The sequence below is a fragment of the Methylobacterium sp. E-025 genome (genome assembly GCF_022829705.1).
Lineage (GTDB): Bacteria > Pseudomonadota > Alphaproteobacteria > Rhizobiales > Beijerinckiaceae > Methylobacterium.
The window spans coordinates 21,344-47,576 of the sequence record NZ_JAKSYR010000156.1 but is presented as its reverse complement, the minus strand read 5'-3'; the positions used below and the strand labels follow the sequence as shown (position 1 = coordinate 47,576).

27 protein-coding genes are annotated in these 26,233 nt (G+C 71.1%); 6 read left to right on the top strand and 21 right to left on the bottom strand.

Annotated elements, in window-relative coordinates; all coding sequences use genetic code 11:
• Window positions 1-93: 93 nt before the first annotated feature.
• Complete coding sequence (gene trxA, locus MKK64_RS23225) at window positions 94-423, bottom strand: thioredoxin (RefSeq protein WP_147751865.1); 330 nt, start codon at window positions 421-423, stop codon at window positions 94-96.
• A 297-nt stretch (window positions 424-720) separates the two neighbouring features.
• Here trxA and MKK64_RS23220 point away from each other — a divergent pair, with 297 nt between their 5' ends.
• A complete protein-coding gene (locus MKK64_RS23220; RefSeq protein ID WP_243937843.1) occupies window positions 721-2,010 on the top strand; it encodes a PQQ-dependent sugar dehydrogenase in 1,290 nt (429 codons plus the stop codon).
• A gap of 346 nt (window positions 2,011-2,356) precedes the next feature.
• On the opposite strand, the gene MKK64_RS23215 is transcribed toward MKK64_RS23220, so the two are convergent.
• The 14 genes from MKK64_RS23215 to MKK64_RS23150 form a co-directional block, all read right to left on the bottom strand.
• Window positions 2,357-3,016 (bottom strand): SURF1 family protein, encoded by a 660-nt coding sequence (locus tag MKK64_RS23215; protein ID WP_409568000.1) that lies wholly within the window; start codon window positions 3,014-3,016, stop codon window positions 2,357-2,359.
• Between the two features lie 44 nt (window positions 3,017-3,060).
• Entirely contained in the window at window positions 3,061-3,477 is a 417-nt protein-coding gene (cyoD, locus tag MKK64_RS23210) for a cytochrome o ubiquinol oxidase subunit IV (protein WP_243937808.1), read from the bottom strand.
• Complete coding sequence (gene cyoC / locus MKK64_RS23205; RefSeq protein WP_147728169.1) at window positions 3,474-4,100, bottom strand: cytochrome o ubiquinol oxidase subunit III; 627 nt, start codon at window positions 4,098-4,100, stop codon at window positions 3,474-3,476. Before cyoC ends, cyoD begins: the two co-directional genes overlap by 4 nt.
• Window positions 4,101-4,104: 4 nt before the next feature.
• Entirely contained in the window at window positions 4,105-6,108 is a 2,004-nt protein-coding gene (gene cyoB, locus MKK64_RS23200; RefSeq protein WP_147728168.1) for a cytochrome o ubiquinol oxidase subunit I, read from the bottom strand.
• A gap of 43 nt (window positions 6,109-6,151) precedes the next feature.
• Window positions 6,152-7,348 (bottom strand): ubiquinol oxidase subunit II, encoded by a 1,197-nt coding sequence (cyoA, locus tag MKK64_RS23195; protein WP_409567999.1) that lies wholly within the window; start codon window positions 7,346-7,348, stop codon window positions 6,152-6,154.
• Window positions 7,349-7,442: 94 nt separating this feature from the next.
• Complete coding sequence (locus MKK64_RS23190; protein ID WP_147728166.1) at window positions 7,443-8,780, bottom strand: MFS transporter; 1,338 nt, start codon at window positions 8,778-8,780, stop codon at window positions 7,443-7,445.
• A 268-nt stretch (window positions 8,781-9,048) separates the two neighbouring features.
• Entirely contained in the window at window positions 9,049-9,204 is a 156-nt protein-coding gene (locus MKK64_RS23185; protein ID WP_187274828.1) for a hypothetical protein, read from the bottom strand.
• Window positions 9,205-9,333: 129 nt separating this feature from the next.
• Window positions 9,334-9,654, bottom strand: a complete 321-nt coding sequence (locus MKK64_RS23180; RefSeq protein ID WP_243937802.1) for a hypothetical protein — start codon at window positions 9,652-9,654, stop codon at window positions 9,334-9,336.
• Window positions 9,651-9,797 (bottom strand): hypothetical protein, encoded by a 147-nt coding sequence (locus tag MKK64_RS23175; RefSeq protein ID WP_243937793.1) that lies wholly within the window; start codon window positions 9,795-9,797, stop codon window positions 9,651-9,653. The genes MKK64_RS23180 and MKK64_RS23175 overlap by 4 nt, the downstream gene beginning before the upstream one ends.
• A gap of 203 nt (window positions 9,798-10,000) precedes the next feature.
• The gene (locus tag MKK64_RS23170) at window positions 10,001-10,438 is read right to left on the bottom strand and encodes an EamA family transporter (RefSeq protein ID WP_243937785.1); all 438 of its coding nucleotides are present in this window, start codon (window positions 10,436-10,438) and stop codon (window positions 10,001-10,003) included.
• Window positions 10,439-10,451: 13 nt separating this feature from the next.
• Window positions 10,452-10,820, bottom strand: coding sequence for a fluoride efflux transporter CrcB (gene crcB / locus MKK64_RS23165; protein ID WP_147841999.1), 369 nt, complete (start codon window positions 10,818-10,820; stop codon window positions 10,452-10,454).
• A 210-nt stretch (window positions 10,821-11,030) separates the two neighbouring features.
• Window positions 11,031-13,286, bottom strand: a complete 2,256-nt coding sequence (locus tag MKK64_RS23160) for a xanthine dehydrogenase family protein molybdopterin-binding subunit (protein WP_147727414.1) — start codon at window positions 13,284-13,286, stop codon at window positions 11,031-11,033.
• Window positions 13,287-13,293: 7 nt separating this feature from the next.
• Entirely contained in the window at window positions 13,294-14,307 is a 1,014-nt protein-coding gene (locus tag MKK64_RS23155) for an FAD binding domain-containing protein (protein ID WP_243937783.1), read from the bottom strand.
• Window positions 14,304-14,831, bottom strand: a complete 528-nt coding sequence (locus MKK64_RS23150) for a (2Fe-2S)-binding protein (RefSeq protein ID WP_147727412.1) — start codon at window positions 14,829-14,831, stop codon at window positions 14,304-14,306. The genes MKK64_RS23155 and MKK64_RS23150 overlap by 4 nt, the downstream gene beginning before the upstream one ends.
• Window positions 14,832-15,101: 270 nt before the next feature.
• On the opposite strand from MKK64_RS23150, the gene MKK64_RS23145 reads away from it, so the two are divergent.
• Window positions 15,102-16,487, top strand: a complete 1,386-nt coding sequence (locus tag MKK64_RS23145; RefSeq protein ID WP_147727411.1) for a M20/M25/M40 family metallo-hydrolase — start codon at window positions 15,102-15,104, stop codon at window positions 16,485-16,487.
• 27 nt (window positions 16,488-16,514) lie between these two features.
• Here MKK64_RS23145 and MKK64_RS23140 read toward each other — a convergent pair whose 3' ends face one another.
• The gene (locus tag MKK64_RS23140; protein ID WP_279593334.1) at window positions 16,515-17,216 is read right to left on the bottom strand and encodes a ParA family protein; all 702 of its coding nucleotides are present in this window, start codon (window positions 17,214-17,216) and stop codon (window positions 16,515-16,517) included.
• Window positions 17,217-17,563: 347 nt separating this feature from the next.
• On the opposite strand from MKK64_RS23140, the gene MKK64_RS23135 reads away from it, so the two are divergent.
• Both MKK64_RS23135 and MKK64_RS23130 read left to right on the top strand, forming a co-directional pair.
• Complete coding sequence (locus MKK64_RS23135) at window positions 17,564-18,547, top strand: SMP-30/gluconolactonase/LRE family protein (RefSeq protein ID WP_243937781.1); 984 nt, start codon at window positions 17,564-17,566, stop codon at window positions 18,545-18,547.
• Window positions 18,548-18,560: 13 nt separating this feature from the next.
• Window positions 18,561-19,751 carry an SMP-30/gluconolactonase/LRE family protein gene (locus MKK64_RS23130; RefSeq protein WP_243937262.1) on the top strand — a complete coding sequence of 397 codons (1,191 nt, stop codon included), beginning with the start codon at window positions 18,561-18,563 and terminating at the stop codon, window positions 19,749-19,751.
• On the opposite strand, the gene MKK64_RS23125 is transcribed toward MKK64_RS23130, so the two are convergent.
• Window positions 19,745-20,152: a DoxX family protein gene (locus MKK64_RS23125; protein ID WP_147842910.1), complete on the bottom strand. Its 408-nt coding sequence runs from the start codon at window positions 20,150-20,152 to the stop codon at window positions 19,745-19,747. The two genes, MKK64_RS23130 and MKK64_RS23125, sit on opposite strands and share 7 nt — an antisense overlap.
• A gap of 758 nt (window positions 20,153-20,910) precedes the next feature.
• Here MKK64_RS23125 and MKK64_RS23120 point away from each other — a divergent pair.
• Entirely contained in the window at window positions 20,911-21,477 is a 567-nt protein-coding gene (locus MKK64_RS23120; RefSeq protein ID WP_409567998.1) for an NAD(P)H-dependent oxidoreductase, read from the top strand.
• A 17-nt stretch (window positions 21,478-21,494) separates the two neighbouring features.
• On the opposite strand, the gene MKK64_RS23115 is transcribed toward MKK64_RS23120, so the two are convergent.
• Window positions 21,495-22,061: a glutathione peroxidase gene (locus tag MKK64_RS23115; protein ID WP_243937779.1), complete on the bottom strand. Its 567-nt coding sequence runs from the start codon at window positions 22,059-22,061 to the stop codon at window positions 21,495-21,497.
• 216 nt (window positions 22,062-22,277) lie between these two features.
• On the opposite strand from MKK64_RS23115, the gene MKK64_RS23110 reads away from it, so the two are divergent.
• Window positions 22,278-22,892: a PRC-barrel domain-containing protein gene (locus MKK64_RS23110; RefSeq protein WP_313898936.1), complete on the top strand. Its 615-nt coding sequence runs from the start codon at window positions 22,278-22,280 to the stop codon at window positions 22,890-22,892.
• A gap of 42 nt (window positions 22,893-22,934) precedes the next feature.
• Here the strand turns inward: MKK64_RS23110 and MKK64_RS23105 are convergent, their stop codons facing one another.
• The 3 genes from MKK64_RS23105 to MKK64_RS23095 all read right to left on the bottom strand — a co-directional run bounded on the left by MKK64_RS23105 (window position 22,935) and on the right by MKK64_RS23095 (window position 26,211).
• Window positions 22,935-23,795, bottom strand: a complete 861-nt coding sequence (locus MKK64_RS23105) for an AprI/Inh family metalloprotease inhibitor (RefSeq protein WP_243937772.1) — start codon at window positions 23,793-23,795, stop codon at window positions 22,935-22,937.
• Entirely contained in the window at window positions 23,792-24,745 is a 954-nt protein-coding gene (locus MKK64_RS23100; RefSeq protein ID WP_243937834.1) for a 2-hydroxyacid dehydrogenase, read from the bottom strand. The genes MKK64_RS23105 and MKK64_RS23100 overlap by 4 nt, the downstream gene beginning before the upstream one ends.
• 125 nt (window positions 24,746-24,870) lie before the next feature.
• Complete coding sequence (locus MKK64_RS23095; protein ID WP_243937770.1) at window positions 24,871-26,211, bottom strand: PLP-dependent aminotransferase family protein; 1,341 nt, start codon at window positions 26,209-26,211, stop codon at window positions 24,871-24,873.
• Window positions 26,212-26,233 lie beyond the last annotated feature (22 nt).

Here is a 26,233-nt window from a genome sequence, read left to right as displayed (position 1 = left end):
TTTGCGCGCACCGTCGACGCACCGAAAAAACCGACGCGCACGAAAAAAGCCCGCCTCCGTGAGGAGGCGGGCTCGTCCTGATCGGTCGCCGCGTCAGGCGCTGGCGGTCTGCGCGCTGATCCAGCGGGACAGGTCGCCCTTCGGCGCCGCGCCGACCTTCTGGTCGACCCGCTCGCCGTTCTTGAACAGCAGCAGCGTCGGGATCGAGCGGATGCCGTACTGCGAGGCGATGCCGGGATTCTCGTCCACGTTCACCTTCGCGATCTTCACGCGGCCCTGCATGTCGGACGCGATCTCCTCGAGCGCCGGACCGATCTGCCGGCAGGGACCGCACCACTCCGCCCAGAAATCCACGACCACGGGCTCGACGGACTTGAGGACGTCCTGCTCGAAGCTCGCGTCGGTCACTTTCACCGTCGCCATCGGAAAATACCCTTCTCAAGGACCGCGCGAACGCCTGCAGCAGGCCGCCCGCCGATCGGTGAAGGAAGAATTGGCGACCCGCCGTGCTGCGGTCAAGGCGGCCGACCGGACCGCATGCCGGCTGCCCACCCGGTTCATGGCGATTCGGTCCGCAGCGCAGCGGACGTGACGGCTCCGGCCGTCCCGCGCTCGCTTTGGCGGCGCCCCCGCCCCATGTGACCGAGGACGCCAGACCGATGCCGCGGGTGCGGCCGCCCCGATCCAGGAGGATTCTTGACGGTGACAGGATTTTTGCAGGTGCCGCGCTTCCGATCCCTCGCGCTCGCCACCGTGGCGGCGGTTGCGCTGGCACCGGGTGCCTTCGCCGAGGACAGCGCCGCCCAGCGGCCGTCCCGCATCGAGGGCGACGCCTTCAGCGCACCCGCGGCGAAGAGCGCTGGCGACACCCCCGCCGAGACCGCCCCGCCGAACACCGGCTACAAGCCGCTGCTGCCGAACCAGACCCGCGCCCCGAAGCCGGCGAACGCCATGAAGGTCGAGATCGCGACGGTCGCGAAGGGGCTCGCGAGCCCGTGGGCGATGGAGTTCCTGCCGGACGGCCGGATGATCGTCACCGAGAAGGCCGGGAAGATCCGGATCGTGTCCAAGGACGGCACCGTCGGCCCGGCGATCGCCGGCGTGCCGAAGGTCGACGCGCGCGGCCAGGGCGGCCTGCTCGACATCGCCCTGAGCCCCGGCTTCGCCACCGACGGGCTGGTGTTCTTCAGCTACAGCGAGCCCCGCGACAAGGGCAACGGCACCACCGTGGCGAAGGCCAAGCTCGTCCAGGACGGCAAGGGCGGGGCGAAGCTCGACGACGTGAAGGTCGTCTTCCGGCAGATGCCGACTTACGACGGCGACAAGCATTTCGGCTCGCGCCTGGTCTTCGCCGCCGACGGCAAGCTGTTCGTCACCGTGGGCGAGCGCTCCGACAAGGCGACGCGCGTCCAGGCCCAGGACCTCGCCAGCGGCCTCGGCAAGGTGTTCCGCATCGACGCCGACGGCCAAGCCCCCAAGGACAACCCGTTCTACGGCAGCGACAAGGCCAAGCCCGAGATCTGGTCCTACGGCCACCGCAACGTCCAGGCGGCGGCGCTCGACGGCCAGGGCCGGCTCTGGACCGTGGAGCACGGGCCCCGCGGCGGCGACGAGCTCAACCGTCCGCGGCCCGGCCTCAACTACGGCTGGCCGGTCGCGACCTACGGCATCGAGTATTCCGGCGAGCCCCTCGGCGAGGGCGTGACCCAGGCCGCCGGCACGGTGCAGCCGGTCTATTACTGGGATCCGGTGATCGGGCCGTCGGGCATGGCGCTCTACACCGGCACGCTGTTTCCCGCCTGGACGGACGACTTCCTCGTCGGCGGCCTCGTCAGCGAGGGGATCGTGGTGCTGAAGCGCGACGGCGATAAGGTCGTCACCGAGGAGCGCGTTCCCCTCGACGCCCGCATCCGCGACGTGCGCGTCGGCCCCGACGGCGCGGTCTACGCCGTCACCGACGGCCCGGACGGACGGATCCTGAAGCTGACGCCGAAGGCCAACGCGGGCTGAGCGGTCGAACGTGTTGCAGGCCGGCTGACCGAACGGCCCGATGGGGCATCGGATAGGGCTCAGGTTTCCCCTCTCCCCGCACGCGGGGAGAGGCCCGGCTGCACCCCGTCGTGCAGCCGGGAAGCGGAGGCGAAGCCGCAGCGGCGGTGAGGGGGGCGCGTCCGCACGAGCCTCACGCGTCGGAAGCCCCCTCACCATCGGCTTCCGCCTCGCCGCGACGACGACTAGGTCGTCGCGGCCCTCTCCCCGCAAGCGGGGAGAGGGAATGCGGACCGGTCGCTCGCGTTGAACGATGAGCAGCGACAGATCTGCGCGGCAACGGACGACGGTCCGGCGCACGATCCCCTCACCCCTCTCGCCGCCGCTCCACGTTCACGTAGATCGCGGCGCCCAGCGTCATCGCGGCGAGGGTGAACCAGGTCAGCGCGTAGACGAGGTGGTTGTTGTGGAAGGCGACCACCGTCAGCCCGCCGATGGGCAAGCGATCATCCGCCGACGCATCCGCATCGATGAAGTAGGGCGCGATGCCGGAGAGCCCCCGGGCCGAAGCGATCGCGGCGACATCGCGGGAATACCAACGATCCTCGGCGGTCGCGTTGCTGCGCAGGAACGCGCCGCCGGGTTCGGTGAGGCGCAACAGGCCGGTGACGTCGACCTCGCCCTCGGGCCGGCGCCAGCCGGCAGGATCGCGGCGATCGGAGGGAACGAAGCCGCGGTTCACCAGCACCGTGAAGCCGTCGGCGACCAGCGGCGTCAGCACCCAGAACCCGCCGCCGAGCACCGTCACCGCCTGGACCAGCGTGGTGGACTCGTGGCGGAAGCGGCCCGCCACCCGGACGTGGCGGTAGGCGTCGGCGGCCTCGGTCACGCTCGGCCACGCCGCCGGCCCGGGCGCCGGGACCGGGGCCGCGCCGATTCGGGCCTCGACCCGCGCGATCAGGTCGAGCTTCCATGCCCGGCGCTCGACCTGCCAGATCCCGAGGGCGACGAGCCCCGCGACCGCCAGTGCGCTCGCGAGGTTGAAGGCCGTCAGGCCGAGGCGGGACGTCCTCAGGGCTTGTGGTGCATCAGGTCGTGCGGCGACGTCGGCATCATGTTGGTGTTCAGGTGATACATCACCCAGATCGAGCCGGTCAGCGTGATCACGACGAGGGTCAGCGTGAAGATCAGGGCCAGGATCGTCCATCCGCCCTCGGACTTCGTGTTCATGTGCAGGAAGTAGATCATGTGGACCACGATCTGCACCACCGCGAAGGCCATGATGATCAGGCTGGTGTGCACGGCGTTGCCGAGCACGTCGCTCATCACCAGCCAGAACGGGATCGCGGTGAGGATCACCGAGAGCACGAAGCCGGTCATGTAGCTCTTGAACGAGCCGTGCGCCCCGGCCGGGTGGCCGTGCGCGTCGTGGCCGTGACCGTGACCGTGCGGTTCGGCGTGGTGCCCCGCCCCCGTCGCCGAGCTCATTGCAGCACTCCCATCAGGTACACGAAGGTGAAGACGCCGATCCAGACGACGTCGAGGAAGTGCCAGAACATCGACAGGCACATCAGCCGGCGCTTGTTCTCGACGATCAGCCCCTTCTGGGCGGTCTGCACCATCAGCACGATCAGCCAGACGATGCCGAGCGAGACGTGCAGGCCGTGGGTGCCGACCAGGGCGAAGAACGAGGACAGGAAGGCCGAGCGCTGCGGCGTCGCGCCCTCGTGGATCAGGTGGGCGAACTCGTAGAGCTCGATGCCGATGAAGCACGCGCCGAACAGGCCGGTGATCGCGAGCCAGACCTGCATCGTCCGGACGTTGTCCTTCTCCATCTCCAGCATGGCGAAGCCGTAGGTGATGGAGGACAGGAGCAGCATGGAGGTGTTGAGCGCCACCAGCGGCAGCTCGAACAGGTCGCGCGGCGAAGGCCCGGCCGCGTAGTTGCGGCCGAGAACCCCGTAGGTGGCGAACAGCACCGCGAAGATGAGGCAATCGCTCATCAGGTACATCCAGAAGCCGAGCATGGTGCTGGACTCGTGGGCGTGGTCCTCGTCGAGGTAGAAGGCCGGAGCCTCGGTGCCCGGCGGGGCCGTGTCGGTGTGCATCATCGGCTCAGGCCCGTCCCGCCATCACGCTCGTCCGCTGCCCCTCGGCCCGCACCACGTCGGCGGCGGGGATGTAGAACTCGCGGTTGTAGTTGAAGGTATGGATCACGGTGACGAGGAACATCGTCGCGAAGGTCGCGGCCGCGAGCCACCAGATGTACCAGATCATCGCGAACGAGAAGCCGATCGAGACCACGCCGAGGATCACGCCGGTGGCGGTGTTCTTCGGCATGTGGATCGGCTTGTAGCCCTTGAGCGGGCGCTCGTAGCCGCGCTTCTTCATGTCGGACCACGCGTCGAGATCGTGGATGACCGGGGTGAAGGCGAAGTTGTAGTCCGGCGGCGGCGAGGCGGTCGACCACTCGAGGGTGCGGCCGTTCCAGGGATCGCCCGTGAGGTCGCGCAGCGCCTCGCGGTTGCGGATCGAGACCACGAACTGGACGATCATCGACAGGATGCCGAGCAGGATCAGCACCGCGCCGAAGGCGGCGATCACGAACCAGATCTGCAGCGACGGATCGTCGAAGTGGTTGGCACGGCGCGTCACGCCCATCAGGCCGAGGACGTAGAGCGGCATGAAGGCGAAGTAGAACCCCACCGTCCAGAACCAGAACGACATCTTCCCCCAGAACGGGTCGAGCTTGAACCCGAAGGCCTTCGGGAACCAGTAGGTCACGCCGGCGAAGCTCCCGAACAGCACGCCGCCGATGATGACGTTGTGAAAGTGCGCGATCAGGAACAGCGAGTTGTGCAGCACGAAGTCGGCCGGGGGCACGGCGAGCAGCACGCCGGTCATGCCGCCGATGGTGAAGGTGACCATGAAGCTCACGGTCCACATCATCGGCAGCTCGAACCGGATCCGGCCGCGATACATCGTGAACAGCCAGTTGAAGATCTTCGCGCCCGTCGGGATCGAGATGATCATCGTCGTGATGCCGAAGAACGAGTTCACGTCGGCGCCGGAGCCCATCGTGAAGAAGTGGTGCAGCCAGACGAGGTACGAGAGGATGGTGATGACCACGGTCGCGTAGACCATCGAGGCGTAGCCGAACAGGCGCTTGCCGGAGAAGGTCGAGGTCACCTCCGAGAAGATGCCGAACGCCGGCAGGATGAGGATGTAGACCTCCGGGTGGCCCCAGATCCAGATGAGGTTGAAGTACATCATCGGGTTGCCGCCGAGGTCGTTCGTGAAGAAGTGCGTGCCGACGTAGCGGTCCATCGACAGCAGGGCGAGAACGGCGGTGAGGATCGGGAAGGCCGCCGTGATCAGCACGTTGGTGCAGAGCGAGGTCCAGACGAAGATCGGCAGCTTCATCATGGTCATGCCCGGCGCGCGCATCTTCACGATGGTCGCGATCAGGTTGATGCCCGAGAGCAGCGTTCCGATGCCGGCGATCTGCAGCGCCCAGATGTAGTAGTCGACCCCGACGCCCGGGCTCATGTCCGCGCCCGAGAGCGGCGGATAGGCGAGCCAGCCGGTGCGGGCGAACTCGCCGACGAACAGCGAGGCCATGATCGTCATGGCGCCCGAGACCGTCATCCAGAAGCTGAAGTTGTTGAGGAACGGGAAGGCCACGTCGCGGGCGCCGATCTGCAGCGGCACGACGTAGTTCATCAGGCCGGTGACGAACGGCATCGCCACGAAGAAGATCATGATCACGCCGTGCGCCGTGAAGATCTGGTCGTAGTGGTGCGGCGGCAGGTAGCCCTCGTTGGCGCCGAACGCGACCGCCTGCTGGGCGCGCATCATCAGCGCGTCGGCGAAGCCGCGCAGCAGCATGACGAAGGCCAGCACGATGTACATCACGCCGATCTTCTTGTGGTCGACCGAGGTCAGCCAGTCCCGCCAGAGCGGGCCCCAGAAGCGGTAGTAGGTGATCGCGCCGAGCACGACGAGGCCACCCAGCGCCACCATGGCGAAGGTCACCTGAAGGATCGGCTCGTGGTAGGGGATGTCTTCCAGCGAGAGCCGTCCGAAGACGAGCTTCTGGAGATCCGGATTGGAGAACATGGGTTCGATCCGTTGAGGGTGGTTCGGCGGCGGGGCGCCGGTCCTACTTGTTGTTGAGCTGCGACGGGGCGACCGAGTCCCGCTCCGGCGCCGGCATCTGATTCTCGGGTTTCGTTCCGTTTTCGTGGACGTGCGGGTTGTTGCCGTCGGGCTTCATGCCCTGCGGCTGCTCCTGGCCGTGCGGGGTGCGGCCGGACGCGGGTGCTGTGGCGCCCGGCGCCTCGTCGCCCTGCTCGATGTGGCGGTTGTCGTAGCGGAGGCGCTCGCGGTTCTCGGTGGAGTCCTTGCCGGCGCCGCCCTTGGCGTCGATGGTCATCATCTCGCTCATGCACATCTTGCCCGGCACGGCGCACATGTTGACGATGGTGTCGAACAGCCCGTCGGCGACGGACTTGTAGTACTTCACCGGCTCGGCCTCGCTCGGCTTCTCGAGCTTGAGATAGTCCTCGCGGGTGAGGTCGGAGCCCTGCGCCTTCGCCTTGGCGATCCAGGCGTCGAACCCGGCATCGTCGAGGCCGTGGAACTTGAACGTCATCCGCGAGAAGCCGGTGCCGCTGTAGTGCGAGGACAAGCCGGCATACTCGCCCGGCTTGTTGATCACCGCGTGGAGCTGCGTCTGCATGCCGGGCATCGCGTAGATCATCCCGGCCAGCGCGGGGACGTAGAAGGCGTTCATCACCGAGGAGGCGGTGATCTTGAAGTCGATCGGCCGGTCGACGGGGGCGGCGAGCTCGTTGACGGTGGCGATCCCGTATTCCGGGTAGAAGAACAGCCACTTCCAATCGAGGGCGACGACCTCGACGGCGAGCGGCTTCACGCCGGCCGCCACGGGGCGGGCGGAGTCGATCCGCCGGAGCGCCCGGAACGGGTCGAGGGTGTGGGTGCTGATCCAGGTGAGCGCGCCGAGCGCGATGATGATCAGCAGCGGCGCCGTCCAGATCACCACCTCGAGCTGGGTCGAGTGGTGCCAGTCCGGATCGTAGGGGGCCGACTCGTTGGTCGCCCGGTAGCGCCAGGCGAAGATCAGCGTCAGCGCGATCACCGGGAGCACGATCAGCAGCATCAGCCCGACCGAGGCAAGGACGAGATTCCGCTGCTGCAGGGCGACGTCGCCCGAGGGCTGCATCACCACGAGGTTGCAGCCGGCGAGCAGCCCGGAGAGCGACACGGCGCAGAGGCCGCGCAGGAGCCGGGCGGCCGTGCGGGCCGGGGGACGGGAAGGTGAGGCGGAGCGTGCCACGGCGATCAACTCGGTTTGCCTGGCCGGCGGGCCCTGGGGCCGTTCGGCGCGAACATGTATCGGAACGGGGTGAGGGACGACGCGGGCCTCCCGACTACATCTGACGCATCTCGGAACGGTCGAGGGTGAGGGCAAGGAGCGATGCCGCCGCACCCGAGAGCAGGTAGAGGCCGACCATCCACAGCCCGTAGCGGGACGAGAGCCAGAGGACGACCAGCGGGGCGAAGCCTGCGCCGAACAGCCACGCCAGATCCGAGGTCAGCGCCGCGCCGGTGTAGCGGTAGCGCGCGCCGAGCCGCGCCGTCACCGCGCCGGCGGTCTGGCCGTAGGCGAGGCCCATCAGCATGAAGCCGATGGTGACGTACATGGTCTGGCCGATCGCGCTGTCGCCGAACACCAGGGGCGCGATGATGCTACCGAGGGCGAAGACGGCGATCAGGCCGGAGCTGAGCAGCAGCGCGTTGCGGCGGCCGATCTGGTCGGCGATCAGCCCGGAGGCCGCGACCGCGCCGGCGCAGACGATGGCGCCCGAGCACTGCACGATCAGGAACTCGCCGGGCGAGCGATCGGTGAACAGGGTCAGCCAGCTGATCGGGAAGATCGTCACGAGGTGGAACAGCGCGAAGGCGGCCAGCGGCACGAAGGCGCCGATCCACACGTCCACCGCATGGTGGCGCACCACCTCGATCACCGGCACCGGCTCGAGCCGGCCCTTCTCCATCAGGCGGACGAACTCGTCGGTCGCCACCAGCCGCAGGCGGGCGAACAGCGCCACGACGTTGATGGTGAAGGCGCAGTAGAACGGGAAGCGCCAGCCCCAATCGAGGAAGTCGGCCGAATCGAGATTGACGAGGAAGAACGAGAACAGGGCGCTGGCGACGATGAAGCCGAGGGGCGCGCCGAGCTGGGGGATCATCGCGAACCAGCCGCGGCGCTCGCGCGGGGCGTTCAGCGCCAGGAGCGAGGCGAGCCCGTCCCAGGCGCCGCCGAGCGCGAGGCCCTGGAGGATGCGCAGGCCGGCCAGCAGCCAGATCGAGGCGTGGCCGATGCTGGCGTAGCTCGGCAGGAAGCTCACCGCCGCGGTGGCGCCGCCGAGCATGAACAGCGCGATCGTCAGCTTGACGCCGCGGCCGTGCCGCCGGTCGACGGCCATGAAGATCACCGAGCCGATCGGCCGGGCGATGAAGGCGAGGGAGAACACCGCGAAGGAGTACAGCGTGGCCGTGAGCGCATCCGGCTCGAACGAGAAGAACACCTTCGGGAACACCAGCACCGAGGCGATGCCGTAGACGAAGAAGTCGAAATATTCCGAGGCCCGGCCGATCACCACGCCGGCCGCGATCTCTCCCGGCGCGACCTTGTGGTCGGTCGAGACGAGGTGCGCGTCGCGCTCGAGGGGCGAGGAGTTTGCCAGGGCGGGCTCAGGGATCATGTCGGACAGCCGGCTTGCTCGATAACGACGGTGACGCGGTGCGGCGATCGACGCGAGTCGTGCGCCGGGACCGCGACCGGAAGGTATCCGCTCAGGGCCGTCGGTGACACCGCCGCGTAGTCGCAGGCCGATCAGGGCTGTCCCGGCTGATAGCGCAAGGCTGCGCGATGGTCTCCCTTGAATCCGGCATGTCCATGCCGTCCCGGACGCATGACCACGTCTGTCCCACGTCTTCGTCGTGTCACGCAGGAGCCGCGACGCAGCCGCGTCAGCGGGCGTTCTGCGGCACGTCGACGGTCAGCATCGGCAGCGTGATCGTGCCGGCGGGCGCGGGCGGGCTCGCGAGCAGCGCGAAGGCGGCGACGCTCAGGGCGAAGCCGAAGGCCAGCAGCGACGTTTCGAGGCCGTGGTAGAATGCGTCCATCGCCCGAGCTCCGACCTCGCATCAGGGGGCGATGATCGCGCGGGTGGGTTAAGCGAACCGTAACGTCCGCCCGCCCGGCTTGTCCGGGGGAAGGCCAGCGGGCGCCGTGCGCCGGGGCGGGTCGGGCCGTCAGGCGCTGCCGGCGGCCTCCATCCGGGCGAGGTCCGGCGCACGCGGCTGAAGCAGGGCGGCGGCGGGATGCGCTTCCAGCACGATCAGGTCGGTGTCCGGGTCGGGCACCCAGCCGCAGGTGCAGGTCGTGCCGGCGCCGTGCGCCGCGGCGATCTGGCCGTAGAGCACGCCGATGGTGCGCGACGCGGCTTCGAGGGCGGCCATCACCGACAGGCCCTGACCATCGAGGGCGTGCCAGAACGCCCGCGTCAGCGCCTGCTCGACCGCCGCCTGCCCGCGGGACTCGTCGCAGCGGCACCGATTCGATTCGGCGATCATCGGCGGCCTCCGAGGCGGCGCGCCCGCTTCGGCTGCGGGCCCGCCGCGACGTGGTCGATCAGGTCCGGCAGGCGGTGCAGGCGCAGGCCGAGGCACGAGCCGTCCCACCACGCCACCGTCACGCAGGCATCGATCAGGTCCATCACCCGTCCCATTCCGGACTCCAGCGCTCGGCGAGCACGCCACCTTGAGAGCAAGGCGGAAGTACATCGCCGAAGAGTGGTCTAGCAGGGATGGAAATCGACAATCAAGCGACGTCGACAATATTGGAAACGTTGTAATTTCAATCTTCGTCGTGCGATATCGAAGTTTATAGTTGAAACGATTCCATGGTACGCCGCGGCCGTCATGCACCGATCGCGACCAGCACGGCGCCGGCGGCGATCAGCACCACGCCGAGCCAGTTGGTCGGGCTCAGCGTCTCGCCGAGCAGGACCACGCCGAAGATCGCCACCAGCACGACGCTGAGCTTGTCGATCGGGGCGACGCGGGCGGCATCGCCCAGGGACAGGGCGCGGAAGTAGCAGAGCCACGAGGCGCCGGTGGCGAGTCCCGACAGGACGAGGAAGACCGCGCTCCGCCCCGGGATCCGCGCGAGGTCGGCCGCCTGGCCGGTGACGGCCACGATCGCCGCCGTGAGGCCGAGGATCACCACCGTGCGGACGAGGGTGGCGACGTCCGGCGGCACGCCGGCGACGCCGACCTTGGCCAGGATCGCGGTGAGCGCGGCGAAGGCCGCCGAGAGCAGCGCCCAGAAGCGCCAGGACTGCATCAAGGCCATCATCACGCCGGGCCCGTCACAGGATCGCGCGCATCAGCAGCAGCCCGGCGAACAGGCCGGCGAGGCCGAGCACGACCGAGCCGACGATGTAGATCGCCGCCGCGCCGGCCTGGCCGCGCTCCAGCAGCATCACGGCCTCAAGCGAATAGGACGAGAAGGTGGTGAAGCCGCCGAGCACGCCGGTGGCGATGAACAGCCGCAGCGGCTGCCCGCCGCCCCGCAGGGCGAACCAGCCGGTGAACAGGCCCATCAGCACCGAGCCGACGATGTTGATCGCCATGGTGCCGTAGGGAAAGCCCGACCCGAGCCGCAGGGACGCGGTGCTGACGCCGTAGCGCGCCACGCCGCCGATCCCGGCACCGACGAAGACGAGGAGGAGGTTCATGACGACCGCACGGCCCGAGGATTCGGAGCGGGCGCCGTAGCACATTCGGGACCGCGGCGACGGCCCGCATCCGGGCCGCCGGCTTCGGACGGGCGCTCGGGGCCCGTCGCGATCTCCTCGCAGGCGAACGGCCTCGGCCGCGGCGGGTGCCGCGGCCGAGGCCGTCTCGACCGTACCGTCGCCGAGCGGACGTCGCTCGGGCCGGGTCCGCTAGCCCAGGATCTTGTCGACCGTGATCGGAAGGTTGCGGATGCGCTTGCCGGTGGCGTGGAACACGGCGTTGGCCACCGCCGCCGCGGTGCCGACGATGCCGATCTCGCCGAGCCCCTTCACGCCGAGCGGGTTCGCCTTGTCCTCCTCGTCGACGAAGATCACGTCGATGTCGTGGATGTCGGCGTTCACCGGCACGTGATACTCGCCGAGATTGTGGTTCATGAAGCGGCCGATGCGGTCGTCCATCATCGACTCCTCCTCCAGCGCCGAGCCGATGCCCATCACCACGCCGCCGAGGATCTGGCTGCGCGCGGTCTTGGGATTCAGCACCTTTCCGGCCGCGATCGCCGAGACGACGCGGGTGACGCGGACCTGGCCCAGCTCCTCGTCCACCTTCACCTCCACGAAGATCGCCGAGTGGGTGTAGGCCTCGTACTTGGCGTTGAAGTCCTTGTCGGGGGCGGCGTTGGCCGTGGCCTCGACCTTGTCGACGCCGGAAGCCCGCAGCACGTCGACCAGAGCGACGCTGCGCGCGGGGTCGCCCGCCACCGCGATGCACCCGTCGGCGAAGGCGACGCGCTCGAAGTCGACGTTGGCCAGCGGCGAATCCTCCATCTGCCGGGCGAGCTTGAACACCTGCTCGCCGACGTCGCGGCAGGCCTTCATCACGGCGGTGCCGGACGAGGCCGCGGTCCAGGAGCCGCCCGCCACCGGCGCCTCGGGCAGCGCGGTGTCGCCGAGCTTCGTCGTCACGTCCTCCATCGTCAGGCCGAGGGTGTCGGCGGCGATCTGGGTGAGGATCGTGTAGGTGCCGGTGCCGATGTCGCCGGTCGAGTTGCCGACCTCGAGCTTGCCGTCGGGGGTGAGGATGGCGCGGGCGCTCGTCTGCATCATCATCGATTCCCAGACGCCCGAGGCCATGCCCCAGCCGACGAGCTCGCGGCCCTCGCGCATCGAGCGCGGCTCCGGGTTGCGCCGGTCCCAGCCGAAGCGCGCGGCGCCCTCCGAGAAGCAGCTCTTCAGCGCCTTCGAGCCGAAGGGCTTGTTCTCGGCGGTGGCGTCGGCCTCGGTGAAGTTCTTCAGGCGGAGCTGGATCGGGTCGAGGCCGCTCGCGTAGGCAAGCTCGTCCATCGCGGTCTCGATCGCGAAGACGCCGGTGACGGCGCCGGGCGCGCGCATGTCGCCGGGTGTGTAGGTGTCGAGCTTGGCGATCTTGTAGGTCAAGAGGACGTTGTCGCAGCGGTACATCACGCCCGACCAGTTCACGACCACCTCCTGGTAGTCCTCGAAGGTCGAGGTCGCGCCGACCGCGTCGTGGCGCAGCGCCAGGAGCGTGCCGTCGCGCTCGGCCCCGAGGCTGATGGTCTGCAGCGCCTCCGGCCGGTAGGTGATGCTCCACATCTGGTCGCGGGTCAGCACCACGCGCACCGAGCGCTCGAGGTCGCGCGCGGCCAGCATCGCCAGGAAGAGCTGGTATTGCGGGCGCAGGCCCGAGCCGAAGCCGCCGCCGAGATAGGGGTTGAGCACCCGCAGGTCGTCCTTGGCGATGCCGAACACCTTCGCGAGGTAGGCATGGCTGTTCGAGACGCCCTGGACCTTGTCGTAGACCGTGTACTTGCCGTCGCCCTCGAAGATCACCGTCGAGGCGTGGGGCTCCATCGGGTTGTGATGCTCGGTGGCGAGGCGATACTCCTGCTTGAGCTGGATCGCCGAGGCGTCGAACGCCGCATCCGCGTCGCCCCAGGGCTTGGGCGGCGGCTTGATGCCGTTGCGCCGCATCGGCGGCTCGTAGGCGAAGGCGTTGGCGGCTTCGAGATCCGTCAGCGGCTCCTCGACCTCGTAGTCGACCGCCACCAGCGCCGCGGCGTGGCGGGCCGTCTCGAAATCCTCGGCCAGCACCAGGGCGATCGGCTGGCCGCTGTAGTGGATCTTGTCGTCGTACAGGGCGCGGAAGGGCGAGCCGGGGGGCGCGACCTGATCCTGGTAATTGTAGTCGAGCCAGGCGGTGCGGGTGCGGTTCTCGTGGGTCAGCACCTTGACGACGCCGGGCACGGCTTCGGCCTTGCCGGTGTCGATGGTCCTGATCCGGCCCTTGGCGATGCCACTCGACACCACGTAGCCGTGCAGCAGGTCGGGGGCGGCGAACTCGCCCGCGTACTTGGCGAGGCCCGTCACCTTGGCTGGGCCGTCGACGCGGCTGCGGGCGCTGCCGACGAACGTGTCCCGGCCGGTGGAGGAGAAGGTCTGGGTCATCGGGGGCTCACTGGATGCGCTTGTCGGTGATCGATTGCGGCGTGCCGGCGGCGGCCTGCTCCAGGCCGCGCACGATGGCGCGCCGCGCCAGCTCGACCTTGAAGGCGTTGCCCGCCTGCGGCTGGGCCTCGGCCACGATCAGGGCGGCCGCCGCCTGGAAGCTCTCGCGGGTGGCGGGCTTGCCCTGCAGCAGCGCCTCGGCCTCGCGGTTGCGCCAGGGCTTGTGGGCGACGCCGCCGAGCGCGAGGCGGGCGGTCCGAACCGTGTCGCCGTCGAGCTCGAGGGCGGCGGCGACCGAGACCAGCGCGAAGGCGTAGGAGAGCCGATCGCGCAGCTTCAGGTAGGTGACGTGCTGGCCGAAATCGCGCTCGGGCAGGTCGACCGCCACGACGATCTCGCCGGGCTTCAGCGTGGTGTCCTGCTCCGGGGCGTCGCCCGGCAGGCGGTGGAACTCGGAGAAGGGAATCGCCCGGTCGCCGTCCGGCCCGCTCACCTGCACCACCGCCTCCAGCGCGGCCAGCGCCACGCACATGTCGGAAGGGTGCGTCGCGATGCAGCTCGGGCTGGTGCCGAAGATCGCGTGGATGCGGGTGACGCCGCCGATCGCCTGGCAGCCGGAACCGGGCTGGCGCTTGTTGCACGGCGTGGACGTGTCGTAGAAATAATAGCAGCGGGTGCGCTGGAGCAGGTTGCCGCCGGTCGAGGCGGCGTTGCGCAGCTGCGCCGAAGCGCCGGCCAGGATCGCATTCGACAGCAGCGGGTAGCGGGCGCGGACGCGCGCGTCGTAGGCGACGGTGGCGTTCGTCGCCAGCGCGCCGAGGCGCAGGCCGCCGTCGTGCTCGACGATCTCGCCGAGCGGCAGGCGGGTGATGTCGACGAGGCGGCCGGGCCGCTCGACGTCGTACTTCATCAGGTCGATCAGGTTGGTGCCGCCCGCGATGAAGCGGGCCCCGGGCGCGGCGGCGAAGGCCTGGACCGCCTCGGCCACGGTGTCGGCGCGGACGTAGTCGAAGCGGTTCATCGGGCTTCCCCCTGCATCACGTCCTCGATCGCGTCGACGATGTTGGTGTAGGCGCCGCAGCGGCAGATGTTGCCGCTCATCGCCTCGCGGATCTCGTCGCGCGAGTGGGCGTGGCCTTCGTTCATCAGGCCGACCGAGGAGCAGAGCTGGCCGGGCGTGCAGTAGCCGCACTGGAACGCGTCGTGCTCGATGAAGGCCTCCTGGATCGGGTGGAGCCCGTTCGAGCCGGCGCCCGCGTTGGCGATGCCGGCGAGGCCCTCGACGGTGGTGATCTCGGCCCCGTCCTTCATCACCGCCAGCGCCAGGCAGGAATTCACCCGCGTGCCGTCGACCAGCACCGTGCAGGCGCCGCACTGGCCGTGGTCGCAGCCCTTCTTGGTGCCGGTGAGGTCGAGGTGCTCGCGCAGCAGGTCGAGCAGGGTGGTCCAGGGCGCGACCTGAAGCTCGCGCGGCTGGCCGTTGATGGTGAGGCGGATGCCGATCCGGTTGTCCGCCGCGACGGGCGAGCCGCTTTCGATGAGCATGGGGCGTTCCAAGAAAAAGGGGTTTCCGCACGAACCGCGCGGGGGAGGGCGACCGACGTCGGGCACCGCCCGGTCTCGCGACGGGTCGCGGGACGTGTCGCAGGACTTGCGTCCGGCCAGGCTGCGCGACGGCCGCCGTTCCTCCCGATAACGGTTCCAATCTGCGGCTGTTCCCCGGGGCGGGCGATCGCGCTGCGGGCGAAACGGTTTCCGTTTGCGCACGCCTCGGCTAACCCTGGGCCGGACAGCCGAACCGTCCCAGGAGCCCCGATGGCCGCCCTCGATTCCGTCCTCAACGACATCGACAAGGATCTCGACAACGCCCTGGAGCGCCTGTTCGCCTTCCTGCGGATCCCGTCGATCTCCACCGATCCGGCCTATGCCGGCCCGTGCCGCGAGGCGGCGGCCTGGCTCGCCGCGGACCTGACGGCGCTCGGGTTCGAGACCTCGGTGGAGGAGACCTCGCTCCATCCGGTCGTGCTGGCGCACAAGCCGAAGCCGGGGGCGCCGCACGTGCTGTTCTACGGGCACTACGACGTGCAGCCGGTCGATCCGCTGGCCTTGTGGGAGACGCCGCCGTTCGAGCCGCGGATCGCCACCGACGCCAAGGGCAACAAGACCATCGTCGCCCGCGGCGCCTCCGACGACAAGGGCCAGGTGATGACCTTCGTCGAGGCCTGCCGGGCGCATCTGGCGATGAACGCCGAGCTGCCCTGCGCGGTCACGATCCTGATCGAGGGCGCCGAGGAGAACGGCTCGCAGGGGCTGCCCGAATGGGTGGCGCAGAACAAGGACCGGCTCGGTGCCGACGTCGTGCTGGTGTGCGACACCTCCATGTGGAACCCGACGACGCCGGCGATCACCTCGTCCCTGCGCGGGCTCGCGTACTTCGAGGTCGAGGTGACCTGCGCCGACCGCGACCTGCATTCGGGCTTCTTCGGGGGCGCGGCGCGCAACCCGATCCACGTGCTGTCGCGCATCCTCGCCGACCTGCACGACGCCGACGGCCGGGTGACCCTGCCGGGCTTCTACGACGGGGTGCACGAGCGCCCGCCCGAGGTGCTGGAGCAGTGGCGCGGCCTCGACTTCACCCCCGAGAAGTTCCTCGGCCCGATCGGCCTGTCGGAGCCGGCCGGCGAGCGCGGCCGGCTGCTGATCGAGCTGGTGCAGTCCCGGCCGGCCTGCGACGTCAACGGCATCATCGGCGGCTACACCGGCGAGGGCACCAAGACGGTGATCGCCGGCAAGGCGAGCGCCAAGGTCTCGTTCCGCCTCGTGGACGACCAGGACCCGCAGAGGCTCGCCGAGACCTTCGAGGCGTTCGTGCGCCAGCGCATCCCGGCCGACTGCTCGGTGAACGTGATCTGCTACAAGGGCTCGCGCGCGATCAGCCTGCCCTTCGACATGCCGGAGCTCGAGACCGCCCGCGCCGCGCTCGCCGACGAGTGGGGCGTGCCCGCGGTGACGGTGGGCGCCGGCGGCTCGATCCCGATCGTCGGCGACTTCAAGCGCCTGCTCGACCGCAACACCCTGCTGATCGGCTTCGGCCTCGACGACGACCGCATCCACTCGCCGAACGAGAAGTACGACCTGCGCAGCTTCCACAAGGGCACGCGCTCGTGGGCGCGCATCCTGTCGGCGCTCGGACGGGGCTGACCCCCGCGCGCACGGCAGGGCACGGGGTCAGGCTGCCGGCACCGGATGCCCCATCTTCGCGTCGATCCATATCCAGAGCGCGCGGATCTCGGCGGCGGCCTGCCCCCCCGGGGCGCACTCGGTGACGCCGAGGCCCATGGCCAGGGCATCCTGGTGGTCGACCCGCTGGATGATGCTCGGCTCGGCGAGCACGCCGAGCGTCCGCATCTGCACGGCATAGGCCTCCGTCCGCGGCGATGGCGGGGGCGGGCATTGGTTCAGCACGAAGGCCAGCTTCCGCCGCATCCCCAGGCCGACCAGGGCCTGCAGCGTAGGCCCGGCCGCGATGAGATCGAGGCGGGAGGGACGCACCGGCATCAAGACCAGGTCGGCGATCCGCAAGGCGTGGGCGACCCCGGCCATGGCGCCCGCGGTATCGACCACGGCGAGCGTCGCGCCGTCGTCGGCGGCTTGAACGAGGACGTCGTCGAGCTGCCCGATCTCCCAGGGCTGGATGCGGTCGACCGCGACCGAGCCCGTCGCGCGCATCGCCCCCCAGGACGCGAGAGAGCCCTGCGGATCGAGGTCGAGGGCGATCACGCGCTCGCCCGCCTCCGCCGCGGCGACGGCCAACGAGGCTGCGAGCGTCGTCTTGCCGGTGCCGCCCTTCTGCACCGCGACGGCCACGACCCGGGGCCGCAGAAGGCCGCTCCCGATCGGCGGATGCGGGTGGGATCCTTCGAGGGCCATGTGCGTCCCGCCCGTTCGATCTCGATCCATGCGCGGCGCGGTCGTGCTCCGCGGCCGTCCGCGACCTTCGCGGAGGCGAGCGGGGTGGGACCGATTCGCCACAGGAATTCATTCCGCCACCTGCCCGCAGGGAGGTGCTTATGGGAGGATAGTCGGATAGGCCAGCGGTTCTCGCCCGTCGGCCATGCCGAATGCGCACGACCGCCAGCCCGAGGATCCCCACGCATTCCGAAGGTCCGCGCGGCACGCGTCGGTCCCGGATGCGGGCGCGGATCGGATCCGGGATCGCTTGCGGGCCTTGGGCGTTCACCCGGTCCCGGGTGATGGGCTCGGGTCCTTGGAATGCCATGCCGAACCTTCACAGACGCGTCGTCCTCGCGGCCGGCCTCGGCCTGCTCGCGGCCTCGACGGTGCGGGCAGCGGGCGCGGTGGTGCGGGTCGACGATCCGCGGCTCGACGCCCTGATCGATCCCGCCGCCCCGATCCGGACGCTGTTCGACGACGGGCGCTGGTGCGAGGGGCCGTGCTGGGCACCCGGGCTCGGCGGGCTGGTGTTCAGCGACACCAAGGCCAACCGCATCCGCGTGCTCGCCGACGACCGGTCGGTGAAAACCCTGTTCGACCCCTCCGAGAACGGCAACGGCAACACGCTCGACGGGCAGGGGCGGCTGATTACCTGCGAGCACCGCACCCGGCGGGTGGTGCGGCGCGAGCCGGACGGGACGAAGATCGTGCTGGCGGACGCCTTCGCCGGCAGACGCTTAAACTCGCCCAACGACGCGGTGGTCGCCGCCGACGGGGCGGTGTGGTTCACCGACCCGGTCTTCGGCATCACCCAGCCCGAGGAGGGCATCCTGGCCGAGCCCGAGCAGGGCGCGCGCCGCGTCTACCGGATCACCGCGCCGGGCATGCCGGCGGCCAAGGTCGAGGCGATGACCGACGCCCTCGACCAGCCGAACGGCCTCGCCTTCGCACCCGACGGGCGCACCCTCTACGTCAGCGAATCCGGCGCGTCGCTCAACCCCGAGGCCGGCCGGGCCGTAATGGCGTTCTCCGTCGGCGCGGACGGCCGGCTCGGGCCGCCGCGAACCTTCGCGCCGATCGAGGCCGGCGTGCCCGACGGCCTGAAGGTTGACGGCGCCGGGCGGGTCTACGCCGCCTGCGGCGACGGCATCCGCATCTTCGCTCCCGACGGCATGCCGCTCGGCCGCATCGCCACGCCGACGCCGGCCGCGAACCTCGCCTTCGGCGGATCGGACGGGCGGCGGCTGTTCGTCGCCGCCGGCCACGCCATCCTCGCCATCGACCTGCGCGTCGCGCCTCGCGGCTGAAACGGTAAGCTCCATGCCCCTCGTCCGACGCCACCTCCTCGCCGGCGGCCTCGCCGCCCTCGCCCTGCCCGCGGCCGCGGCCGAGACGGGCTCGCCCGCGCCGGGCGGCACCGCGGTCGCGAGCCGGACCGCGCCGCGGATGGAGCTGGCGCTGGCCGCGCACGCGCCCTCGACGCCGACGGGCCTGGCGATCTCGCACGGGGGCCGCGTCTTCGTGATGATGCCCCGCTTCACCGGCAAGGAGACGGTCACCGTCGGCGAGGTGCTGCCCGACGGCTCGGTGAAGCCCTATCCCGACCAGGCCACCAACACCCCCGACGCGGGCCGGCCGCAGGCGACGTTCTTCCACGTTCCGAACGGCGTCTTCGCCCCCGACGACAGCCTGTGGCTGCTCGATTCCGGCCTGCCCGAGGGCAAGGGCGCGCCGGTGCCGGGCGGGGCGAAGCTCGTCCAGATGGACCTGGCGACGAACCGCATCGTCCGCATGATCCCGCTCGAGGCCGGCATCGTGCCGACCTCGTCGCTGAACGACCTGCGCGTCGAGATCAGGCCTGGGCGCCAGCGCGCCTACATCACCGACCAGGGCCAGGGGGAGGACGGGGCGATCCTCGCCGTCGACCTCGCCACCGGCCAGGTGGCGCGGCGGCTGGCCGAGCATGCCAGCACCAAGTCGCAGAAGGGGGTGGTGAAGTTCGTCGAGGAGCGCCCGGTGATGCAGACCAAGGGCGACGGCCCGCCGCAGCACCCGAAGGGCGGCGCCAACGGCATCGCGCTCAGCCCCGACGGCAGCCGCCTGTACTACGCGCCGCTGATGGCGCGCCGGCTGTATTCGGTCGAGACGGCAGGCCTGCTCGACCCGAAGGTTTCGGATGCCGAGGTGGCCGCGACCGTGAAGGACCTCGGCGAGAAGGGGATGACCGGCGGCCTCACCACCGATTCCAAGGACCGGGTCTATCTCAGCCTGCAGGAGCAGAACGCCGTCGGGCGGCGCGACCCCGACGGGACGATCACCGTGATCGCCTCCGATCCGCGGCTGATCTGGGCGGACACGTTCTGGATCACCGCCGACCGCTGGCTCTACATCTCGGCCGCCCAGGTGAACCGCCGGCCCGAGTACAACCACGGCCGCGACCTGCAGGAGCCGCCCTACGCGATCCTGCGGGTGCGGATCGATGCCGACCCGGTCGACGGCCTCGCTCAGTAGCGGCGGCCGGCGCGGGCGGCGTCCACGCTCAAGGGGCCGGCGCCCGCGAAGACGAGGTAGAGGAACACGAAGCAGAACAGGATCGCGGCATCGCCCCCGTTCACCGCCGGAAACGGCGATTTCGGTGCGTGGACGAGGAAGTAGCCCACCGCCATCTGGCCCGACAGCAGGAACGCGACCGGCCGGGTGAACAGCCCGAGGACGATCAGCGTGCCGCCGACCAGCTCGAGCAGGCCCGCGGCACCGGCGAGCGAGAGCAGCTCGGGCGCCGGCATCGTCCGCGGCGGAAGCCCAAGCAACTTCTGCGTGCCGTGCTGCAGGAACACGAGGCCGGTCACCGCGCGCAGCAGCGACAGGGCGTAGGGCGCGTAGCCGTTCAGGCGCGGGACGAGCGAGTTCATGGGCGGACCGGTCTCCGACGCTTCGGGGAGGCACCATCGCGAGGACTTCGCCCCGCCTGTCAAGGTTTCGCATTTGCGGAACGGGACGCCGCCCGCGCGCCCGCGCCGGTTCAGGAGATGCCAACCGGCGCGTGCAACGCTTCCGGCCTGGGGCGACGCTCGGGGGAACGATGCTGCTGGTTCCGGTCTCGACGACGGCGGCGCTCGCGGTGACGATGATCGCGAAGCACGTCGCCTTCGGCGTCCCGCTACGAACCGCCCCGATGGCACGGGCCAAGGAGCGTGCGGCGGGCGGACCGGAGCCGTTCTCCGCCCGAGCGGGCACGCTCGGCATCGCGTGGGCGGTCGCGCCGCGGCTGTGGCGGCCGGCTCTGATCGACGTCGCGATCCTTATCGGATGTCGACCGCATCGAGGCGGTCGTCGCCCTGCGCACCGGCTCGCCCCCCCTGCGCGGTCCGGTTCCGGCGGCTGCGCGGCTTCGGCCCGAAGCACGGGCCGACCGGTCCCGGTCTCGTGGGCGCCGTCCTCAGCCTCCGATCCGGCGCTCCGCCGGATCGTCCCCCGCGCTCGAAGGACCGACGCCATGACCTCGGGTCTCCCATCGCGGCCCCCACGGGGCGGACGGACAGGCCCTGACACGGTGCCGGAGTCGCGGCCCGCGGTGGTTCCCAAGCGTCGCCGGACCGGTCACAACGGACCGATCGCGCCGCCGGCCTCCACGGGCCGGGGCGCTCCGGCGAGTCCCGAGGTTCCATCCGTGCCCCTGCCCCGCGTCGTCGCGTTCTCGGCGAGCATCAACCGGCCCTCGCGCACCCGCACGCTCGTCGAGGCGATCGGCGCGCAGCTCGGCCGCCATCGCCGCATCGACCTGAGCGTGATCGACCTGATCGATGCCGGGCCGGGCCTCGGCGCGCTCACGCGCGACGGCCTCCCGCCGGCGGCCGAGGCGCTGGTCGCGGCGATCGAGGGGGCCGACGCGCTGATCGTCGGGACGCCGGTCTACAAGGGCGCCTATTCCGGCCTGTTCAAGCACGTGTTCGATTTCGTCGACGCCGAGGCCCTCGTCGGCATGCCGGTGGCGCTCGCCGCCACGGGGGGCGGCCTGCGCCATGCGCTGGTGGTCGAGCACTCGCTCCGGCCGCTGTTCGGGTTCTTCTCCGCGCACATCGCGCCGACCTCGGTCTATGCCGGCGGCGACGAGATCGCGGACGGCGTCGTCGCCGACGCGACCGTGGCCGCGCGCATCGAGGCGGCAGGACGCGAGCTCGACGCGCTGCTGAAGGTGTCGCGCGGGGCCAACCGGGAGAAGGCGCCGGCGGCGTGAGCCTCAGGCCGTGACGCTCAAGCCTTGTCGAGCGCCGCGGCGATCGCGCTGATCACCCGCGGGTCGGTCGGCTCGACCTGGATCGCGAAGGCGGCGGCCAGCGTTCCGTCGCGGGCCACGAGGTACTTGTGGAAGTTCCAGCGCGGCGTCTCGCCGGGCTTCTCCAGCGCCGCCCATTGGTAGAACGGGTGGGCGCCCGGCATCTTCACCCGCGTCTTGGCGGTGAGCGGGAAGGTGACGCCGTGGTTCTTGCGGGCGGCCTCGGCGATGGCGGCGCCGTCGAGGGGCTCCTGGTTGCCGAAATCGGGCGAGGGCACGCCGATCACCGTCAGCCCGCGTTCCTGGAAGCGCGTCCACAGCGTCTGCAGCCCGGTAAGCTGCCCGGCATAGCCGCAGGCGGTGGCGGTGTTGACCACCAGGATCGGCCGCCCGGCATAGGCCGAGAGCGGCATCGCCCCGCCCTCCGGCCCGTCGAAGGCGAAGGCGGTGGCGCGCGTCCCGGCATCGAGGGCGTGGGCGCTGCCGGCGGCGGCACCCATGGCCGCACCGAGGAGGGTGAGAGCTTCGCGGCGGAGCAGGGTCATGGGCGGGTACGGCCTCCGGAGCGGTCGCGGGCTCGGCCCACGACCAGATGGCGCACGCGGCCGCGAGGTCCAGGGCGGGCCCCGCGCGTTTTCCGGAGCCGGCGCACCACGCGGGCACGGTGGAACCTTCTGATGCGGCGGGCCTTTTGCGGGGGAGCTTCACTGTAGACCCCGGGCCGGATCGGGCTCGGGGCGCCGATGGAAAGACGAGACGCGATGCGCAGCCTGATTGCCGGAACGGTCCTCCTCACCCTGGGCACGACCGCCCTGGGACCGAGCCTCGCGCTCGCGCAGACGTCGTCCCCGACCACGGCCGCGCCGGGCACCCAGGCCGTGCCGCCCGAGAAGCCGGCGACGGCCTCGCCGGATGCGCCCAAGCCCGACGTCGTCAAGCCCGATCCGGCGAAGCCCGACGCGTCGGCGGCGCCGATGAAGCCGGTCGAGGCGGTGCCGGGGCAGCCCGCGACCTTCACCGACAACCTGCGGCCGACCTTCGTCGCGCAGTCGCCCGACGACATGGTCAGCTCGAAGCTCGTGGGCCAGACCATCATCAACGGCGCCAACGAGACCATCGGCGAGATCGCCGACGTGGTGATCGGCTTCGACGGCAAGGTGAAGGCCTGGGTCGTCGGCGTCGGCGGCTTCCTCGGGATCGGCACCAAGTACGTCGCGGTCGACCCGAGCGCGATGCATCTGCAGCGCGTCGACGGCAAGGCGCTGCGGGCGATGATCAACACCGACAAGGACCAGCTCCGCGCGGCGCCGGAATACATCTACCTCGGCAAGGAGAAGCCGAAGGACGATGCCGGCAAGGCGGACGCTGCCAAGTAAAGGCCCGTCGCGAGCAGCGGACGAGCCCCGCGGCGGCAAGCCTCAGGGCGCGACCCGGCGGAGCACGAAGGCGACGCCGGTCTCCGGGTCGCGCCGCCAGGTTCCGTCGCCGGCGGGCACGAGGTTCACCACGTGCCCGCGCTTGGCCACCAGGGTCATGCGGCCTTCGCTCGTGCGCCACGTCGCCGGATCGAACACCTCGATCCCGCTGTCGCGGCAGCCCGGGAGGAGGCGCACCGGCGCACCCGGCCCGTCGCCGAGATCGAGGCGGCAGACGTCGCGGTTGAGCAGGCGGTCGAGCGCGTAGATCCCCGCCGGCGCCCCGGGCCCCGGGGCCGACCGCGGAGCTTGCGCCGGCACCGGATCGGGCGCGGCCTCGGGCGGCGCCGCGGCGATTGCCGTCGGGTCGAGGGGGCTCGACGCACGCATCGCCGCGATCTCGAGGGGCACCAGGCTGTAGCTCTCGCCCGCCTCGGCGGTGGCGACGTAGCTGCGCTGGTCGGGCCGCTTGGCGAAGGCCAGCACCGGGCGGACGTTGCGGTCGACGAGGCGGACGACGCCGTCGGCGAAGAGCCAGCCAGCGACCGCGCCCACCACCGGCACCGACCGCCGGCACCCGGCCGGGAAGTACACCTTCTGCCCGGCCTCGCCGGATTCGGAGGCCAGCGTCATCACGCAGCGCCGGTTGGTGCCGTCGCGCGAGAGGTCCCAGGTGCCGGGCACGCCGCCGCGCCCCTCGGGCAGGGTGATCGCGAAGGGTGCGGGCGCGGCCGGAGGCTCGGATGCAGGCACGGCCGGAGGAGCGGACGGGGCGGGAGCATCCTGCCCGGCGGCCGCGCCGACCAGCGCGAGCCAGGCCCCGGCGGCCAGCCGCAGGCAAACGGTGTTCCGGGCCGGATTCATGCCCGGGCGCCCGCCGCCGGCCAGGGCGTCTCCGCCACCGGCGTGAGCGGCCCGCGGCCCTCGAACCACGAGATCAGGTTGTCGACGACGAGTTGCCCCATGGCGGCGCGGGTCTCGTGCGTGCCCGATCCGACATGCGGCAGCAGCACCACCCGGTCGAGGGCGACGAGCCGCTCCGGCACGTGCGGCTCGGCGGCGAAGACGTCGAGGCCGGCCGCGTGGATCGTGCCGGCCTCCAGCGCCGCGACCAGCGCCGCCTCGTCCACCACGCTGCCGCGGGCGACGTTGATCAGGAGGCCCTCCGGCCCGAGGGCGGCGAGCACCGCGGCATCGACCAGGCCGTCCGTGCCGGCGCCGCCCGGCGCCACCACCATCAGCACGTGGACGGCCTGCGCCAGCCCGACCAGGGTCGGATGATAGGCGTAGGGCACGTCGCCTTGCGGGCGCCGCCCGTGATAGGCGACCGCGACGCCGAAGCCTTCGAGCCGCCTCGCGATCGCCCGCCCGATCCGCCCGAGCCCGAGGATGCCGACCCGGCGCCCGCGCAGCGACGCCGTGAGCGGGAACGGCTTCTCCGGCCAGCGCCCGGCGCGCAGATACCGGTCCGCCTGCGGGATCTGCCGCACCGTGGCGAGCAGCAGGCCGATCGCCAGGTCCGCGACCTCGTCGGTGAGCACGTCCGGGGTGTTGGTGACGACGACGCCGCGCCGCCCGGCCTCGGCCGCATCGATGGTGTCGTAGCCGACCCCGAAATTGGCGACGATCTCCAGGTTGGGCAGACGGTCCATCAGCGGCCCGTCGACCACGGCCTGGGCGTTGACGGCGAGGCCGCGGATGCGCGGGCCGACCTCGGCGAGGAACGCGTCGCGGTCGGTCGCGGCGTCGAGCCGGTGCAGGTCGAAGGCGGGCGTCAACGCCTCGCCGACGCTCGCGAGCATCGGCTTCAGCATCAGGAGTTCGGGTCGAAGGCTCAAAGGTCGGCTCCTGGCGCCGTCGGGGCATGGTTCCGGCGCGATGATGGGCGCCTCATGCGGTGGCGACAAGGCCGTACGGGCCGCGCGGCTCCGGGTCCAGGCTATCCCATCTCGTCGATCATCTGGTCGTCGCGCGCATCGACCAGGCGGCGCAGCGCCGTGAGGGCGCGGCGCAGGTCGTCGCGCGGCGGCGCGGCGAGCGCGAGCCTCACGGCGTTCGGGGCATGCCCCGGGACGATGGCGAAGGCCGAGGCCGGCGTGATGGCGATGCCCTGCCGCAGGGCCGCCGCCGCGTAGGCCTCGGCGCGCCAGGTCTCGGGCAGGTCGAGCCAGAGATGATAGGCACAGGGGTCGCCGCCGATCGACAGGTCGCCCAGGCAGTCGCGGGCCAGGTTCTGCCGCGCGACCGCATCCGCGCGCTTGACCACGGCGAGCCGCGCGGCGGAGCCGTCGCCCATCCAGTGCGTTCCGGCGGCGAGCGGAAACCCGGTCGCGGCCCATCCGCCCTGGCGGACGGAGGCCGAGAGGCGGTCGGTCCAATCGGGCGGCGACGCGATCAGGCCGACCGTCAGCCCCGGCATGACGCGCTTCGACAGGCTGTCGATCACGATCGTCCGGCCCGGCGCCCGGGCCGCCAGCGGCACCGCATCCGAGAGGAAGCTGTAGACCGCGTCCTCGATCGCGACGAGGCCTGTCTGGGCCAGCACCGCCGCGATCTCGGACCGGCGGCCCGCCCCCATGGTGAGGCCGAGGGGGTTCTGCAGGGTCGGCTGGAGGTAGAGGCCGCTCAAGGGGGCGGCACGATGCGCCTGCAGGATCGCGTCGGGCCGGATGCCCTCCGCGTCGAGGGCGAGCGGGACGAGGGCGATCCCGAGGCGGGCGGCGATGCCCTTCACCACCGGATAGGTCAGTGGCTCGCAGCCGATGCGGTCCCCGGGCCGCGCCAGCGCCGCCAGGACCGCGGCCAAGCCCTGCCGCCCGTTCCCGGTGAACAGGACGCCGTCGGGATCGGGGGCGAAATCGCCGCGTGCGAGGAAGCGCGCGGCGACGGCCCGCGCCCGGGGCGTGCCCGCCGGTCCGTACTGGTTCAGGGCCGCGCCCGTGGCGCCGGCTCGCGAGAGGGCGGCCAGCCCCTCGGTCAGCACGACGTCCTGTTCCGGCAGGTTGGAATGGGTGCGCTGGAGGTCGACCGCGCCCGGGGCCGGCTCCGGCTGCATCCGGACCGGAGCGCTCAGGTCCGAGCGGACGTAGGTGCCGCGCCCGACCTCGCCGAGGGTGAGGCCGCGCCGGGCCAGCTCGGCGTAGACGCGGCTCGCCGTCGAGACCGCGATGCCGCGCTCGTAGGCGAAGGCGCGCTGCGGCGGCAGGCGATGGCCCGGCTTGATCTGCCCGCTGGCGATCTCCGCCGCGACCGCGTCGGCGACGCTCCGATAATCGGTCATCCGCCAAATTGATCCGAGGCCA

Coding starts and splice junctions, on each gene's coding strand:
- MKK64_RS23105 (WP_243937772.1), bottom strand. CDS start 23,795: ATGAATCCGGCCCGGAACACCGTTTGCCTGCGGCTGGCCGCCGGGGCC.
- MKK64_RS23180 (WP_243937802.1), bottom strand. CDS start 9,654: ATGATCGCCGAATCGAATCGGTGCCGCTGCGACGAGTCCCGCGGGCAG.
- MKK64_RS23175 (WP_243937793.1), bottom strand. CDS start 9,797: ATGGACCTGATCGATGCCTGCGTGACGGTGGCGTGGTGGGACGGCTCG.
- MKK64_RS23095 (WP_243937770.1), bottom strand. CDS start 26,211: ATGACCGATTATCGGAGCGTCGCCGACGCGGTCGCGGCGGAGATCGCC.
- cyoD (WP_243937808.1), bottom strand. CDS start 3,477: ATGAGCTCGGCGACGGGGGCGGGGCACCACGCCGAACCGCACGGTCAC.
- cyoC (WP_147728169.1), bottom strand. CDS start 4,100: ATGATGCACACCGACACGGCCCCGCCGGGCACCGAGGCTCCGGCCTTC.
- MKK64_RS23160 (WP_147727414.1), bottom strand. CDS start 13,286: ATGACCCAGACCTTCTCCTCCACCGGCCGGGACACGTTCGTCGGCAGC.
- crcB (WP_147841999.1), bottom strand. CDS start 10,820: ATGAACCTCCTCCTCGTCTTCGTCGGTGCCGGGATCGGCGGCGTGGCG.
- MKK64_RS23170 (WP_243937785.1), bottom strand. CDS start 10,438: ATGATGGCCTTGATGCAGTCCTGGCGCTTCTGGGCGCTGCTCTCGGCG.
- MKK64_RS23190 (WP_147728166.1), bottom strand. CDS start 8,780: ATGATCCCTGAGCCCGCCCTGGCAAACTCCTCGCCCCTCGAGCGCGAC.
- MKK64_RS23155 (WP_243937783.1), bottom strand. CDS start 14,307: ATGAACCGCTTCGACTACGTCCGCGCCGACACCGTGGCCGAGGCGGTC.
- trxA (WP_147751865.1), bottom strand. CDS start 423: ATGGCGACGGTGAAAGTGACCGACGCGAGCTTCGAGCAGGACGTCCTC.
- cyoB (WP_147728168.1), bottom strand. CDS start 6,108: ATGTTCTCCAATCCGGATCTCCAGAAGCTCGTCTTCGGACGGCTCTCG.
- MKK64_RS23145 (WP_147727411.1), top strand. CDS start 15,102: ATGGCCGCCCTCGATTCCGTCCTCAACGACATCGACAAGGATCTCGAC.
- MKK64_RS23125 (WP_147842910.1), bottom strand. CDS start 20,152: ATGAACTCGCTCGTCCCGCGCCTGAACGGCTACGCGCCCTACGCCCTG.
- MKK64_RS23185 (WP_187274828.1), bottom strand. CDS start 9,204: ATGGACGCATTCTACCACGGCCTCGAAACGTCGCTGCTGGCCTTCGGC.
- MKK64_RS23150 (WP_147727412.1), bottom strand. CDS start 14,831: ATGCTCATCGAAAGCGGCTCGCCCGTCGCGGCGGACAACCGGATCGGC.
- MKK64_RS23135 (WP_243937781.1), top strand. CDS start 17,564: ATGCCGAACCTTCACAGACGCGTCGTCCTCGCGGCCGGCCTCGGCCTG.
- MKK64_RS23100 (WP_243937834.1), bottom strand. CDS start 24,745: ATGCTGAAGCCGATGCTCGCGAGCGTCGGCGAGGCGTTGACGCCCGCC.
- MKK64_RS23140 (WP_279593334.1), bottom strand. CDS start 17,216: ATGGCCCTCGAAGGATCCCACCCGCATCCGCCGATCGGGAGCGGCCTT.
- MKK64_RS23110 (WP_313898936.1), top strand. CDS start 22,278: ATGCGCAGCCTGATTGCCGGAACGGTCCTCCTCACCCTGGGCACGACC.
- MKK64_RS23130 (WP_243937262.1), top strand. CDS start 18,561: ATGCCCCTCGTCCGACGCCACCTCCTCGCCGGCGGCCTCGCCGCCCTC.
- MKK64_RS23115 (WP_243937779.1), bottom strand. CDS start 22,061: ATGACCCTGCTCCGCCGCGAAGCTCTCACCCTCCTCGGTGCGGCCATG.